14 protein-coding genes, 3 tRNA genes, 1 rRNA gene and 1 other annotated feature are annotated in these 13,910 nt (G+C 45.4%); of the genes, 3 read left to right on the plus strand and 15 right to left on the minus strand.

Annotated elements, in window-relative coordinates:
* Positions 1-141: 141 nt before the first annotated feature.
* From glmM to cdaA, 3 genes are read right to left on the minus strand one after another with little or no spacing between them, the layout of a single operon-like run.
* Positions 142-1,494, minus strand: a complete 1,353-nt coding sequence (gene glmM / locus BM101_RS10885; protein WP_087034116.1) for a phosphoglucosamine mutase — start codon at positions 1,492-1,494, stop codon at positions 142-144.
* A 58-nt stretch (positions 1,495-1,552) separates the two neighbouring features.
* On the minus strand, positions 1,553-2,653 hold the full coding sequence (locus BM101_RS10890; RefSeq protein WP_177194489.1) for a CdaR family protein: 1,101 nt from the start codon (positions 2,651-2,653) through the stop codon (positions 1,553-1,555).
* Positions 2,650-3,492, minus strand: a complete 843-nt coding sequence (cdaA, locus tag BM101_RS10895; protein ID WP_087034114.1) for a diadenylate cyclase CdaA — start codon at positions 3,490-3,492, stop codon at positions 2,650-2,652. The genes BM101_RS10890 and cdaA overlap by 4 nt, the downstream gene beginning before the upstream one ends.
* Before the next feature lie 218 nt (positions 3,493-3,710).
* Between cdaA and BM101_RS10900 the strand changes: the two genes are divergently transcribed.
* Positions 3,711-4,133 (plus strand): cupin domain-containing protein, encoded by a 423-nt coding sequence (locus BM101_RS10900; RefSeq protein WP_087034113.1) that lies wholly within the window; start codon positions 3,711-3,713, stop codon positions 4,131-4,133.
* An 88-nt stretch (positions 4,134-4,221) separates the two neighbouring features.
* On the opposite strand, the gene BM101_RS10905 is transcribed toward BM101_RS10900, so the two are convergent.
* The 6 genes from BM101_RS10905 to yidD form a co-directional block, all read right to left on the minus strand.
* Positions 4,222-4,422: a hypothetical protein gene (locus BM101_RS10905; protein ID WP_087034112.1), complete on the minus strand. Its 201-nt coding sequence runs from the start codon at positions 4,420-4,422 to the stop codon at positions 4,222-4,224.
* A 170-nt stretch (positions 4,423-4,592) separates the two neighbouring features.
* Positions 4,593-4,664: transfer RNA gene (locus BM101_RS10910), tRNA-Gln, on the minus strand.
* Position 4,665: 1 nt separating this feature from the next.
* Positions 4,666-4,749, minus strand: a tRNA-Tyr gene (locus BM101_RS10915).
* A 145-nt stretch (positions 4,750-4,894) separates the two neighbouring features.
* Entirely contained in the window at positions 4,895-6,478 is a 1,584-nt protein-coding gene (locus tag BM101_RS10920) for an ABC1 kinase family protein (protein WP_087034111.1), read from the minus strand.
* Between the two features lie 27 nt (positions 6,479-6,505).
* Positions 6,506-6,787, minus strand: coding sequence for a phasin family protein (locus tag BM101_RS10925; RefSeq protein WP_087034110.1), 282 nt, complete (start codon positions 6,785-6,787; stop codon positions 6,506-6,508).
* A 44-nt stretch (positions 6,788-6,831) separates the two neighbouring features.
* The gene (gene yidD / locus BM101_RS10930; RefSeq protein ID WP_087034109.1) at positions 6,832-7,113 is read right to left on the minus strand and encodes a membrane protein insertion efficiency factor YidD; all 282 of its coding nucleotides are present in this window, start codon (positions 7,111-7,113) and stop codon (positions 6,832-6,834) included.
* A 195-nt stretch (positions 7,114-7,308) separates the two neighbouring features.
* Between yidD and BM101_RS10935 the strand changes: the two genes are divergently transcribed.
* Positions 7,309-7,896 carry an ECF transporter S component gene (locus BM101_RS10935; protein ID WP_087034108.1) on the plus strand — a complete coding sequence of 196 codons (588 nt, stop codon included), beginning with the start codon at positions 7,309-7,311 and terminating at the stop codon, positions 7,894-7,896.
* A gap of 77 nt (positions 7,897-7,973) precedes the next feature.
* Here the strand turns inward: BM101_RS10935 and BM101_RS10940 are convergent, their stop codons facing one another.
* Positions 7,974-8,627 carry a TVP38/TMEM64 family protein gene (locus tag BM101_RS10940; protein WP_087034160.1) on the minus strand — a complete coding sequence of 218 codons (654 nt, stop codon included), beginning with the start codon at positions 8,625-8,627 and terminating at the stop codon, positions 7,974-7,976.
* A 362-nt stretch (positions 8,628-8,989) separates the two neighbouring features.
* Between BM101_RS10940 and BM101_RS10945 the strand changes: the two genes are divergently transcribed.
* Positions 8,990-10,213, plus strand: a complete 1,224-nt coding sequence (locus BM101_RS10945; protein WP_087034107.1) for an MFS transporter — start codon at positions 8,990-8,992, stop codon at positions 10,211-10,213.
* 67 nt (positions 10,214-10,280) lie between these two features.
* Here BM101_RS10945 and BM101_RS10950 read toward each other — a convergent pair whose 3' ends face one another.
* The 5 genes from BM101_RS10950 to rrf form a co-directional block, all read right to left on the minus strand.
* Positions 10,281-11,471, minus strand: a complete 1,191-nt coding sequence (locus tag BM101_RS10950; RefSeq protein WP_087034159.1) for a chloride channel protein — start codon at positions 11,469-11,471, stop codon at positions 10,281-10,283.
* Positions 11,472-11,714: 243 nt separating this feature from the next.
* Positions 11,715-11,787, minus strand: a tRNA-Thr gene (locus BM101_RS10955).
* Between the two features lie 143 nt (positions 11,788-11,930).
* A complete protein-coding gene (gene metA, locus BM101_RS10960; RefSeq protein ID WP_087034106.1) occupies positions 11,931-12,875 on the minus strand; it encodes a homoserine O-acetyltransferase MetA in 945 nt (314 codons plus the stop codon).
* Between the two features lie 81 nt (positions 12,876-12,956).
* Positions 12,957-13,217 (minus strand) — a binding site (T-box leader).
* A 147-nt stretch (positions 13,218-13,364) separates the two neighbouring features.
* Positions 13,365-13,649 carry a GNAT family N-acetyltransferase gene (locus BM101_RS10965; RefSeq protein ID WP_087034105.1) on the minus strand — a complete coding sequence of 95 codons (285 nt, stop codon included), beginning with the start codon at positions 13,647-13,649 and terminating at the stop codon, positions 13,365-13,367.
* A gap of 166 nt (positions 13,650-13,815) precedes the next feature.
* Positions 13,816-13,910, minus strand: a 5S ribosomal RNA gene (gene rrf / locus BM101_RS10970); the annotation flags it as partial.

A 13,910-nucleotide genomic window follows, 5' to 3' on the forward strand; every position in this document is an offset into this window, starting at 1 on the left:
CATGCGGTTGTATAGCTTTGCAATCATTCCGATTCATCCCATGATTGAAATCACGGGTGTTCTCGGTGCATGAATAAAAAGAGCCATGAAACACCACTCCTGCAGTGTTTCACGACCCTGAACGTTATATGACAGCCTTTATCAGATGCCTATTTCTTGTTTCACTATGTTGACGATGCGCATAACGTATTCATGGCATTTTTCGTCTGTTTCGGCTTCCGCCATGACGCGCAGTAATGGTTCGGTTCCGCTTGGGCGAACCAGAATGCGGCCCTTTCCGTTCATTTCCGCTTCAACTTCTTCGATGACAGCTTTCACAGCCGGAATGTCCATCACGCCATCTTTATCGGAAACGCGCACGTTCACCAATTCTTGCGGGTAAATGGTTACTTCATCAGCCAACTCTGAAAGTTTTTTGCCGGTTTGTTTCATGACGTTCAACAATTGAATACCAGTCAACAGGCCATCGCCGGTTGTGTTCATTTCAAGGAAGACAACGTGTCCGGATTGTTCGCCGCCCAAGTTGTAGCCATTTTTGCGCATTTCTTCCACGACATAACGGTCGCCGACTTGCGTCTTCAAAGCGATCATGCCTGCGGCTTCGATAGCTTTATGGAAGCCCAGGTTGCTCATGACAGTGGAGACGATTGTGTTGTGGTTCAATTTATTGTGGTCCTTCAAATATTTACCGCAGATGAACATGATTCTGTCGCCGTCAATGATGCGCCCATTCTCATCCACCGCGATACAGCGATCGGCGTCGCCGTCAAATGCCAAGCCGACATCCGCTTTCTTCTCAACGACAAATTTACCTAGGACATCCGGATGCGTCGAACCGACGCCTTTGTTGATGTTGATGCCGTCTGGATTTGCACCCATTGTATAGAAGTCTGTTTCCAAGTCTGCGAATAAACGATTGACGACCGGTGATGCTGCCCCGTTTGCCGCATCCAGGCAGACGGTGATGCCGGATAAGTCATCCGGGATGGTCGTTTGCAAGTATTGCGCATATTTCAAAACGCCTTCCGGATATTCATCCACTGTCCCCAAGCCTTCAGCGGAAGGTCTCGGTAAAGTATCCTCTTCTTGATCCAAGTATGCTTCGATTTCGTATTCCTGTTCATCCGACAGTTTGAAGCCGTCAGCGCCGAAGAATTTGATGCCATTGTCGCCGGCAGGATTGTGCGATGCAGAAATCATGACGCCTGCCACGGCACCTTGAATGCGTGTCAGATAAGCGACACCCGGTGTAGGGATGACTCCCAATTGCAACACTTCAATACCGACTGATAATAAGCCGGAAACCAGTGCATATTCCAACAATTGTCCTGAAATTCTAGTATCACGCGCAACCAACACGAGTGGATGTGCTATATCTTTAGCATGTTGTCTTAAGACATATCCTCCAAAACGGCCTAGTTTGAAAGCTAATTCCGGTGTCAATTCGCTATTCGCAACGCCTCTTACACCGTCTGTTCCAAAATACTTACCCATTACCTGTAATCTCCTTTAAATTTTATATTTATTTCGTCTTCATGGATTATTATTATTTTTATGAACTGCTGTCCTTTTGGCTGCCACTGCTGGCTTGTTCCGTCGAAGGACTCACGCTGCTCTCGCTTGCCGATGATGTATCTGAAGCCGTTGGAACGGAACTCGATTCAGCGGCCGTTGAAGCTGCATTCGCATCTTTAACCGTTATCGTGACTTCTACGCTGCCCGGCGTCGCTGTCAATGATCCGCTCGGCAGCGGGATGACGATCGTCTGCGTCTTGTTCTCAGCTACGCCAGTAACGCTGACCGGCAATGCGATTTGATCGATTCCTTCCAATAAGGCTCGATCACCGGTTAAGGTGACGACATCGTCGCCGGATATCTCAATCGCATACTGTTTGTTTTCAACAGGGACGCCGACTTGCTGCACAATCAGCGGTACTTTCTTCCCATAAAGCGTAATGGGAATTTTGACATTTACCTCTTGCGGTTCGACAGAAACGTTTAATTTATTGCCATCGCTGTCTTCTACTTGTACTACTGTATTCATATTTATCGAATTTGTCAATCCATTTTCAGCAGGGACGATCACGTATACATTTTTGACGCGCGCGATCGTAGATGCCGGACCTGTAAGCGTAACAGTATTGGCGCTTAAAACCGGATTGCCTGCATTGTATGCTGGGTTGACCAGACTTTCATCGAAGCGGAGTTCCACAGGGCTCTTGATGGACACGCGTTCTTCGATGACCACGTTTACCCGCGATGGCGTAAGCTGGTATTCTATTTCGTTTGACAGGTTCTCCACCCTCAGTTGGACGGTATGTTCCCCCGCCCCCAAAGCATTCAGATCCTCCGTCACCACGCGATAATCTGCGGCGGAAATGGTTTGCATCAACACACTCTGGGGACCTTTCAGAGTGAGCACAACCGTTTCGGGAAGTCCCGAAATAAAATAACGATCCGTATTGATATCCACTTGGATCGGCACATTGGAAATGGTCTCCTGCGTGCTGGTGCTGATGGAGCTGTTCCTGTTGATTGTAGATAATCCGTAGTTTTCGGAATAGACATACGCGAACAGCAGTAACGCAACCAGCAAGGAAACGCCCCGGAGAACCCATTTTTTCTCGAAAAATTTGGCATCTTTTTTCTTCATTCGGAGCTCCCCCATTTCATATTGTCAAAAATGTCTTGAATGAAATTAGTGGATTTTTCCTCCTGGTCTTCCACAACCAACTGGTCCGTCAAATAGGCCACAAAATTTTCCCTTGTCATTTCCCGTAACAGTCTATTTCCATGGGCGATGCTGATGCCACCCGTTTCCTCTGAAACGATGATTGTGATGGCATCGCTGACTTCGGACAAGCCGATCGCCGCCCGATGACGTGTCCCTAATTCTTTTGGTATCAAGGAACTTTCGGAAAGTGGCAAATAGCTTGCCGCTGTTGCTATTTTATAATCTTGGATGATGACGGCGCCATCATGCAAAGGCGTATTCGGAATGAAAATATTGATGAGCAGTTGGTTGGTTACCACTCCTCCGATCGGTATGCCAGTTGAAGCATACTCGTCCAAGGAATCCTGTTCTTCCAATGAAATGAGCGCTCCGATTTTCCGTTTCGCCATGTACTGGACGGCTTTGTCCAGTTCCGCCACCAACCGTTCACCTGCATTGATGGTTCGTTTGGAGCGTTTCCGGAACCCGGTTTTCCCGAGATGTTCCAATCCTTTTCTGATTTCAGGCTGGAATACGATAATGACGGCGACAACGCCCCATTGGATGACGCTATTCATGATCCAATCGATGGTCTGCAGCTGCAAAAAAACCGCTGCAAATTTGATCAGCACAAAGATGCCTACCCCTTTTAAGAGTTGAATGGCACGCGTCCCTTTAAATATCATGATCAGCTTATAGACCAGATACCACACAATCAAGATATCCAATAAATTAAAAGCATTGCTCCAAGTGATCATTTCTCCCCAATCGATTGACACATGTGCACCCCCTGCTAATATTATAGATACAATTATATCATAAACGATATTGCAAAATGCAGATTGTTTCCTTGAGTAAGCGCTTCAAAAGGCGTACAATTAAGATGCACAAAAAATAATGGTCAATCAAGCTTATCGATTGCACAACTTTCTCATTTTGGTGTACTTAGGTTGTAACCATTATAAATAATCAATCCATTCAAACAGGAGGAATCAGCATGACTATCGATTTTAAGGACCATGGTCAAACGCCCTATGTAGTGAACATTGAGGACGCAACGTTACAAAATGAGAATTACCGCACAACCATCTGGACAGGGAAAAAATTGCAGGTGACCGTAATGACCATTCAACCAAAAGATGACATCGGTTTGGAAGTCCATCATGGCATCGATCAATTCATCCGCATCGAAAAAGGCCAAGGACTGTGCCAAATCGGGCCGGCTGAAAATAACCTGAACTTCGAACAAGCCGTATCTGATGATGACGCTGTCTTTGTGCCTGCCGATATGTGGCACAATATCACCAATACGGGTGACCAGCCGCTTAAATTATATACGATCTACGCAGGTCCCGACCATGTACCGGGTACCGTTCACCCGACACATGATGACGCAAGGAACGATCCGAACGAACATTGATTATCGTATCCAAAAAAACGAGTCCAGGAGATTGCTCCCGGACTCGTTTTATTTGTAATGGATGAAGACAATCACAGAACGGCCGTCATCAGTCGACTAATTTTGCAAGTTCTTCTTCAGGCAAGTAGAAAGATACTTTGCTGCAGCCAGGGCATACAGCCGCTTCTAAAGATGCTCTTACTGAATCATTCAATGTTTTTCCTTTTGAAACTTCAACTTGATAAACGCCTTGTGTATGTAGTGTCAAACCTTTCATTAAATCCATGTTGCAATCTGCGCATTTAGCCATGTGTTTGCCCTGCTTTCCTATTTTTAATTTGTCTTTTTCATGTAAACATCTACATGTCTTATCATACCACGATTTCTACAATGAACTTTTTACTAATTTGTGAACTTTTTGCTAAAAAAACAGGAAAAACACATCCCGCAGTGGGATGTATTTTTCCTGTTTTTGCATGACTGGGCTAGCTGGATTCGAACCAACGAATGACAGAGTCAAAGTCTGTTGCCTTACCGCTTGGCGATAGCCCAATGGTGGAGGAGGGCAGATTCGAACTGCCGAACCCTAAGGAGCGGATTTACAGTCCGCCGCGTTTAGCCACTTCGCTACTCCTCCGTAAGCTTTCCATCAAAAGCTGACCAATATATAATATACCAGCTTTCCATTTATTTCAATACCTTAAAAAATATTTTTAGTTTTTTTTAATGAAAAAAGGAAAGCAGGCAAAACACATCCGCTCCGCTTGCTTTCCGCCAGTCATTCAGAGATTCCCCGACCGGAATATGGAGATGAGCAGCCAAATGCCGAACAAGCCGGCAATGACGAAGCCAGCCTGTCCCAAAAATTGGCCGCCCGGTGTACCCGACATGATCGAAGAGGCTAGGAGCAAGCCAGCCACTATCAAGGAAATGACCACCCGGTTGGACATTTTTTTGATGTCCTTCCATTTTTCATCCAACTCATCCACATCGAGCTTCAGCATCGTCCTTCCGCTCGCCATCTGCTTCAATAAGGTCAGGATGCTTCCCGGAATTTCGCTGCTGTCCTTTAGGATGGCATAGCTCTTCAATGCCAACTTTTCAGCCGAGAACTTTTGCATCAAGGTAGCCACATTGATGTTTTCCTTCAAGTAGTCTTTCGCAAGCGAGATAAGCTTCAACTCCGGTGATATCTCTTGGAAAACGCCCTCCAGTATCGACAAGGATTTCGCCAAAATGGTCAAGTCGCTTGGGATGGCTATATTATGCCGTTTGAACATCCTGATGAAGTCGGTGATGAATGTCGCCATATTCACGGTCAACATATTATTCGATAAATACATATCGAACATCAGCTCAATATCCGCATATAGCTTTCTTTTGTCGACCCGGCCTCTGGGGGTGCCCAATTCCAGGCAGACCTTCACCATCTTGTCGATATCTCTCGAGGCCAAACCCTGCATAATATCATTTAAAGATGCCTTTGTACTGTCCGACAGCTCACCCATTATGCCAAAATCGATGAAATAGATCTTGCCTTCCTTGATGATGAAATTGCCTGGGTGGGGATCGCCATGGAAAAAGCCGTCATGGAATACCTGTTTTAAATAAGACAACATCAATTTACGGCTGATATCCTCCTCATTATAGCCGAGCAAATCGAGTTGTTCATGATTGTTGATTTTGGTCCCTTCGATATATTCCTCCACCAAAATGCGCCTGGTCGTCAAACCTGGATAAATTTTGGGGACGCCGATACAGGCGATGTTCTTGTTCAAATCGCGGAACCGCTGGAGCATATGGGCTTCGTTGCGGAAATCCAGCTCATTCAACGTATTGGCTTTCACCTGCTCCAGAGCCTCTTTCGGGTCGATGACTTCCACCAAGCCTGCCGGAATTTTTTTGCTTAACCGGATCAGGATATCCAAATCACGGATCAGCAGTTCATCGATGATTGGCCGCTGCACTTTCACGACAACAACTTCGCCTGTCCTCAAGATGGCTTTATGCACCTGCGCAATTGAGGCGCTGGCTAAAGGTTTCTCGTCGATCGACAGGAAAGCATCCCCCAACGATAAGCTTGTTTCTTCCATAAATATGCGTGACACTTCCGAAAAAGGGAACTCGGGCGCCTTGTCCTGCAGCTGTGCTAATTCTTCCACAAATGCCTGCGGCAGGATATCGATGCGGGTCGAGAGGATTTGCCCTATTTTTATGAAACTGGGGCCCAGTTTTTCGAATGCAAGACGCAGGTTTTCCGGGTCTTGATCTTTATGGCTAGTCTTCACTTGATTATGGTAGACAAACTGAACCCCGTAGGTGGAAAGGATTCTTATTATTTCATTCAATCGTTTGTCTCTCACCATCGCGAACTCCCCTTACCCAATTTCCTTCTATTTATTCAATAATTGATCTAATTTTTCATTGAGCGCATCGACTTTTGCGGTCAGGGCTTCAACATCTTCTTTTTTCGCAAAATCCAATGCTTCCATTTCGGCTTTTGTGGCCGGAACCGATTCTGTCGCTTTCCGTGTCAGTTCCGCCTGCAGCTCTTTTCCTTCTTGGACGGTTACGCGCCCCTTTTCAACCATTTCGTTGATCAGTTTCTCTGCTTTTTCTACTGAAGTTGAGGTGAACCCGATACCTGCTAAGAAAATTTTCTTTAATTCGTCCATGACTACTCTCTCCTTTGATTGTTGGAATGGTATATGCAAAAATCCTAGTGTTCGTGGAAATGCTCGTGATCGGAGTGACTATGCTGATGCTCTCTGTTGTGATGGATGCTGAATGCATCCGGTACGGGATCATATCCGCCCTTTATAAATGGGTGGCATCTCAAAATGCGTGTCATCCCCATGATGCTGCCTTTTATTGCGCCATGTTTCTGGATTGCCTGTACGGCATAATTCGAACATGTCGGATAATACCGGCAACTCGGCGGAAACAGCGGGGATATAAATTTTTGATACCCACGGATAAATCCGATAAAAATCTTTTTCATTTCCCTTTCCTTTCCTGCAACTATATTTATATTTTACCCTTTTTTCGGTCGAAATAAAACGAATACACTTTTCTGGTCAGAATCCATTTTTTTATTTTGTCGGCTCTTTCTATTTTTTTGTCTGCCTTTTTGGTAAAATACCAATGAGTTAACGTTTATCTGAAAAATCATGAAATTTAAGGAAGGTTGTGTCTCGTGCAAAATAGTAGAAATAAAACATATCGCATCGCAATTTTAGGTATTTTATCTGCTTTTATCATCATCCAAACCTTTGTCCCTTTTTTGGGGAACATTCCGATTCCGCCATTGAATCCGACAATCATCCATATCACCGTTATCGTCGCTGCCTTTGTTTTGGGAACAAAAGACGGAATGATCGTCGGATTGGTCTGGGGATTGACCCGCATGTTCAAAGCCTATACCCTGCCCGCTTCCCCTTTGGATTTGCTTTTATGGACAAATCCCATCATCGCCGTGGTTCCACGTGTTTTGGTCGGACTTGTCGCCGGTTTAGTGTACCAAGCCTTTTTGAAAAAAAAGAAAGAAAAAACCGGCATGGTCGTTGCCGCTGTTATGGGCTCATTGACCAACACCATTCTCGTATTGGGTTTCATCGCGCTCTTCTATGGAACGGAATACGCCGCAGCCCTTAATGTCGATCCTTCTAACCTTTTGAAAGTATTAGCAGGAATTGTTGCAACAAACGGCGTCGGAGAAGCGGTTGCCGCTGGCCTGATCGCTCCCTTCGTTGCAAAAGCATTGATGAAGGTCCGCAGAAAATAAGCATGTGATTAACAAAAATACTCTTTCTAAAAGGAAAAGATTTCACGTTTTCTTTTAGGAAGAGTATTATTTTTTGTCTAATGTAAGGCAGGTTGGATAGCAAGCCATCCCTTGATGATGGTCGGCACATTAAGAAATAGCCACGTTAAAAGGGAGGCGCCCCCGATACCATAAATGTACAGGGTAACGGGTTTGAATAGCATGAAGATGGCCATGAACCGTTTCATGGACATTTTTGTCAAGCCGGCAACCATGCATAAAAAATCATCGGGGAAGCCCGGCAAAGCGAAGGCCGATGCCAACAGCCAGTCGAAGCGTTTGCCCTTGGTCAGCCAAGTGTAGTATTTGAGGTAGCTTGCTTCAGAAACGAATGCCCGGACGAAAGTTTTGCCATATTTGCGGGCTAACAGGAAATTGATGACCGATCCGACCAGGACCCCGACGAAGCTGTACACGAATCCCCAGAGCGGGCCAAAAACCAACTGTGCTATGACCAGTGTGATGCCTCCTGGGATGACGGGATAGACAACCTGAATGATTTGAATCAAAAGGAAAGCGATGGGGCCATATATGCCCATTCCTTCCAGGACGGCCTTGAAACTGCCTTCCGCTTCGAAAAAGCCTGAACGATAAACCCAGATTCCCAAAAGAAGTGTCAATATTGACCCCACAACCGTCAAGCCTCGGATAATTTTGCGATTCAAATCAATCATTTGATGGGTACTTTCCATTTCCACTCTATCACCTCTCGTATTCCTATTCCTCGGTTCAATCTCATTATACGTGACGAATATATGCTTTGTGTAATTTATGTGTAAGCTTTTCTGAAATGCAACCCTTCCGTTAAAATATCTCATTTTTCTGCATTCTCATTGTATCAGCATCTTTGTTATTATGCGTATGGCTAAAGTCTGATTTTCTTAACTGATTATAAACAGTTACTTATATTTTGTCCATGATAACCTATTGTCCGATTTTTGTTATATTCCGACTTTCATTCAGCGCCCCGTTCCCGTTCCTATTGCTGGAAAAAAGCGACGGATTGTGCTATGTTGACCTATATGCTCTTCAATCAGCGACAGGAAGGTGATCTATGTACGCTCCTCTTTCAAAAAACATCAAAACAACTTTGGTTACCTCCTTTTTGGGTAGCTTAATCTATTCTTGCACCATCCCTTTTTTGATCATCTATCTGGCCGGCATCTACAGCCCAAAATGGACCGGACTCATCGTCATGGTGAATGTCGTTTCAGCCTTCACCGCGGGGATCGTCGGCGGCTATCTGGCCGATACTTTCCAGAGAAAGCGGATTTTATTCATTTTCCAAACGTCATACGGCTTATCTCTGCTCTTGATAGCCTTGACGTTTGCGGGTATACTGACAGCCAATTTTTGGCTCGTCATCGGCTATTGGATTTGCGGCATCTCTTTCAACCTCTATTCCCCAGCCTTCGATGCCGTGCTGATGGACTCGACCACACCCGTTGACCGCAAGACGGTCTATCAAATGCAATATTGGGCCTTCAATCTTTCGATGGCTTTGGGATTTTCGATCGGCGGCTTCCTATTCAAACATTTTCTGCTCCATCTTTTCTTGGTTACAGCCATCCTGCAATTGCTGCTGGCCCTGTCATTCCAGAGAAAGTTGGACTACAACAATCAGGTTTCCGCGCAGCTGCACAAAAATCCCTTGAAGGACCTTTTGCTGAATTACCGCATTGCGGCGAAAGACAAACGTTGGGTGTTGCTCATCCTGGGCATGGCGCTGTTCAACGCGGCTGAATTTTCCTTGAAAAACTATACCGGTGTCCGTCTTTCCCGGGAATTTGAAGCAATCACGCTCTTCTCCGTCCCCATCGACGGAGTAAGGATGCTCAGTATCCTGCAGGTGATCAATACGATCTTGGTTGTCTGCTTCACCTTTTTGATTTCCAAGCTGACCGAAAAGAGATCGGAACGGGGCGCCATTCTTTATGGACTGGTGCTGTATGTCATCGGCTACGGGTTGATTGCGGTATTCAACAGCATTTATATTCTGGTGCCGTTGATGATTTTGGCGACGATCGGCGAATTGGCCTCCTCCCCTAATATCAACGCCCGGAAAGTGGATCTGATCCCTGAAAATAAACAAGCCTCCTATCTGGCCTTCAGTTCCCTCTCCTACCAAGGTGCGGAACTCCTCGCCGCGCTGGGATTGACGCTAGGCGGCTACATCTCGGCTGGCGTCATCAGCGCCTACATCATCATTCTGGGCTTGCTCGGCACCTGGTTCGTTATTGTGAGTCTGTACGGAAAAGAACGGAACCCATCGCCGTAAAAATATCCTTAGAAAAGCAAAGAAGGCCGCCAAAATCACAAGCTGATTTTGGCGGCCTTCTTTTTCGTCAGATAAAATTGTTCAACTGTCCGGTGTAGATGGAGCGGTTATTGTTAAAGACGTAGGAGATGCCCACTACTGTAAAGAAATAAGGCAGATACGCATAACCGAATATCTCCGCCCCGATGAATATGGGTGCCATGAAAGTATTCGTTGCGGATGCGAACACACTCGCATAACCCAGTGCGGCCACAAATTCTGTCGGCAAGCCGAGGAACGGGGCCAGCCAATAGCCTAGACTGGCGCCGATCGAAAACAGGGGCGTCACTTCCCCGCCCTGAAACCCTGCGGCCAACGTCAGAATAGTCAAAACAGCCTTCAGTATCCAATCATAGCCGTGGATGGCTTCATTATGAAAACTCGCGTTGATCAAATTCGTCCCCAGTCCTGAATAACGTCCCATCTGGAGGACCAGCAGGATTGCGCTCAACCCAAGGCCCATGAAAAAGATACGCTGATACGGATTCTTCAGTTTCTCCGCCAACCATTTTTTTGTATCCGTCAATGCCTTGGCAAATAGTCCCCCTACGACCCCAAAAATAATGCCCAGCACCAGCAATTTCATTATGAAAGGAAAAGTGACAGCTATTTCCGCATCCAATGAATAGGTGAATTTTTCCAAGCCTAAAAAATGTGACGTATAGGATGCCACGAAGGCGCCTATCGCAGCCGGAAATAAGGACCGATAATCGAGGCGCCCCACCGCCAGAACCTCCAGAGCAAAGAAGGTTGCCGCAATCGGGGTTTCAAAAAGGCCGGCAAAACCCGCCGCCATCCCTGTAACCAGCATAATTCGCTTCGCATCATAAAAAGGCAGCCGTTTGCCGAATGTATAGCCGACAGTCGCCCCGATCTGGACGGCTACCCCTTCGCGTCCGGCACTGCCGCCGAAGAGATGGGTCAGCCAAGTGCCTCCTACGACCAGTGGAATCATCCGTTTCGGGATCTCTTCCTCTTGCGTATTCCCTGCCGAAAAAACCAACCCCATCCCTTTGGCGGTGTTCTTACCAAATTTTTGATAAGCAAAGACGATCACCAATCCCGCAATGGCTAAAAATGGCAACAAAAATTGCGGTCGCGCGTCCCGGTATTCGCTTACGGCAATCAATATCCGTCCAAAAACGGTATCGACAGCACCGACGAGTATGCCTATTATGATAGCCAGAATGCCATAAAAAGATATTATTCTATAATTCATTATATTGCTGCGTTCCAATACTCCACTCCCTTTTCCGAAAGGATACTTTTGATTTCCATTCATTATACAGAGCGGGCTTTAGCCGGTCAATGGCTCAAGCAGCATGGATAAAAGCTCTTGCCTGCGGGCATTGCAATACGCTATCCCACAAATAAGATGCGCAACCTCAAATTAACCTTTTTGAAACAAAAAGGTTGGTACAACAAAGTCGTAGAAACTTGTTGTACCAACCTTTTGATTATATGCCGGCTGCAGGATTTGAACCTGTGACCTCCGCGTTACGAGTGCGATGCTCTACCAACTGAGCTAAGCCGGCATGGATGTAACCTCACCTAATGAGTGAGTTACAACACACTAAATTATATATAATTTTAGACGATTTGTAAAGGCCCATTTCCCATTTCGGAGAACGGGCCCTCTACTCAATCGCAATAAACAACTATCTGCCGGCAGCCTATTTCAATTATCGTTCAGTTTTTGCCGGAGTTCCTCAATGCGTTTCAAGTCATACGGCGTCTCTTGATATACAAAATAGTTCAACCAATTGACACAGAGAATGTTTGCATGTGCTCTCCAACGCACCACCGGCTTTTGCGTCGGATCATCATTCGGATAGTAGTTGACTGGCAAGTTGATAGGTTTGTTCAGAGCAAGATCCCGTTTGTATTCCTTATCGAGTGTATCATGATCATATTCAGCATGGCCGGTCACAAAGACAAAACGGTTATCCCTGCTGCGCACAATGCAAACGCCGGCTTCTTCGGAGGTAGCAAGTATCTCCAAATCCTTGCAGGCCTCAATGTCTGCTTCCTTCACGTCAGTATGGCGGGAATGAGGCATATAGAATTCGTCATCAAAGCCCCGTAGCAGCATTGTTTTGCTGTCCGATATAGAGTGCTTGAATACGCCGAACAACTTCTCAGGAAGCGGATATTTGCCGATTTGATAGTGGTGGTAGAGTCCTGCCTGTGCGCCCCAACAGATATGCAACGTCGAGAAGACATGGCTTGTCGACCATTCCATTATTGCAACCAATTCATCCCAATAATCCACTTCTTCAAATGGAAGGTTCTCAACCGGGGCTCCCGTAATAATCATTCCATCAAAATATTTGTCTTTGATATCGGAAAACGTTCGGTAGAAATAATCCAGATGTTGTTGGGAAATATTCTTCGCATCATAGCTTTCCATTCTCAGCAGCGTTATTTCCACTTGAAGGGATGTGTTTGACAGCAACCGAATAAATTGGGTTTCTGTTGCTTCCTTTGTTGGCATAAGATTCACGATGATGATTTGCAAAGGACGGATATCTTGTGTGATTGCCCTTGTTTCATCCATTACGAATATGTTTTCCTTGGCAAGTTCTTTGATTGCAGGTAGATGTTTCGATACTTTTATTGGCATACCATCCATTCCTCATTTCTTTGTTTTTTGCCTGGATTTCCTTTTCCGTACAAAAAAGCCTTCTCCACCACAGCCTTGCGACTATGGGGCGAAAGCTTCGCGTTACCACCCATGTTTATATAAACCTCACGATTTATATCTCAAAGAGTACTAGGAAAGACTGCCGAAGGGCAATGATTCTGATACTCTGCAGTATATCGTCTGCGTACGTAATCAGGGTAATTATTCACCTGATCAAAAGCTCCAAGACCATCTTCACTCTGTTATGATATGCTTCCTCTCACCCAACCAGAAGCTCTCTGCCATATCTCCCAAAGCTACTCTTCTCTTCATAGCCCCTATATCCTATATAGTTATCTTATTCCACTGTAATTAAATTATCATCATTATCTAATCTTGTCAATGAGAAAATTAAAATAACAGGCCGGAACTACTTCCCCTAATTCCGGCCCGCTACTATCATTTATGTGAAAACATGCGAATGATCCCTTAATCCTTACTGTAGATATCTTTATATTTCTCATGTTTACGGAACATGCTGTCGACGTACGAGCAATGCGGCACAATCTTCTTGTCCTGCTCCTTCATTTCCTCCACTAGGCAGTCCAGGAGTTTTTCTGCAACCCCTTGCCCGCGTAAGGAAGGGTCCACATAAGTATGATTAGCTATAACTTTATCTGCTCCATATGGAGCATAGGTGATTTCTGCAATCACCTTCTTATCTTCGTCATACATCACGAAACCATCTCTTGTTTTTACAAATTCTTCAGCCATCGAAACTCCTCCTTAACCTCTTCCGATTATCTTTGATACTATTTTAACACTTTATTTCTGGATGATACATCAAAGCGACTTAGCCGGGACTTTATTTTACAGCCAACAAAAAAAGGCTGCCGACAAGTTTGTCGATAACCTTTGTTGTGATCTTATATAAAAACATGCGCGGCAACGTCCTAGTCTCACAAAGGGAAACCCTTCACTACAATCGGCGCTAAGAAGCTTAACTTCTGTGTTCGAGATGGGAACAGGTGTGAC

This window comes from Trichococcus palustris (assembly GCF_900114465.1).
In the GTDB taxonomy this organism is placed as follows: Bacteria; Bacillota; Bacilli; order Lactobacillales; family Aerococcaceae; genus Trichococcus; species Trichococcus palustris.

What these genes read in the sequence shown, in the direction of transcription:
- glmM (WP_087034116.1), bottom strand. Translation starts at nt 1,494, where the DNA reads ATGGGTAAGTATTTTGGAACAGACGGTGTAAGAGGCGTTGCGAATAGC.
- BM101_RS10890 (WP_177194489.1), bottom strand. Translation starts at nt 2,653, where the DNA reads ATGAAGAAAAAAGATGCCAAATTTTTCGAGAAAAAATGGGTTCTCCGG.
- BM101_RS10900 (WP_087034113.1), top strand. Translation starts at nt 3,711, where the DNA reads ATGACTATCGATTTTAAGGACCATGGTCAAACGCCCTATGTAGTGAAC.
- BM101_RS10905 (WP_087034112.1), bottom strand. Translation starts at nt 4,422, where the DNA reads ATGGCTAAATGCGCAGATTGCAACATGGATTTAATGAAAGGTTTGACA.
- BM101_RS10920 (WP_087034111.1), bottom strand. Translation starts at nt 6,478, where the DNA reads ATGGTGAGAGACAAACGATTGAATGAAATAATAAGAATCCTTTCCACC.
- BM101_RS10925 (WP_087034110.1), bottom strand. Translation starts at nt 6,787, where the DNA reads ATGGACGAATTAAAGAAAATTTTCTTAGCAGGTATCGGGTTCACCTCA.
- yidD (WP_087034109.1), bottom strand. Translation starts at nt 7,113, where the DNA reads ATGAAAAAGATTTTTATCGGATTTATCCGTGGGTATCAAAAATTTATA.
- BM101_RS10940 (WP_087034160.1), bottom strand. Translation starts at nt 8,627, where the DNA reads ATGGAAAGTACCCATCAAATGATTGATTTGAATCGCAAAATTATCCGA.
- BM101_RS10945 (WP_087034107.1), top strand. Translation starts at nt 8,990, where the DNA reads ATGTACGCTCCTCTTTCAAAAAACATCAAAACAACTTTGGTTACCTCC.
- BM101_RS10950 (WP_087034159.1), bottom strand. Translation starts at nt 11,471, where the DNA reads ATGAATTATAGAATAATATCTTTTTATGGCATTCTGGCTATCATAATA.
- metA (WP_087034106.1), bottom strand. Translation starts at nt 12,875, where the DNA reads ATGCCAATAAAAGTATCGAAACATCTACCTGCAATCAAAGAACTTGCC.
- BM101_RS10965 (WP_087034105.1), bottom strand. Translation starts at nt 13,649, where the DNA reads ATGGCTGAAGAATTTGTAAAAACAAGAGATGGTTTCGTGATGTATGAC.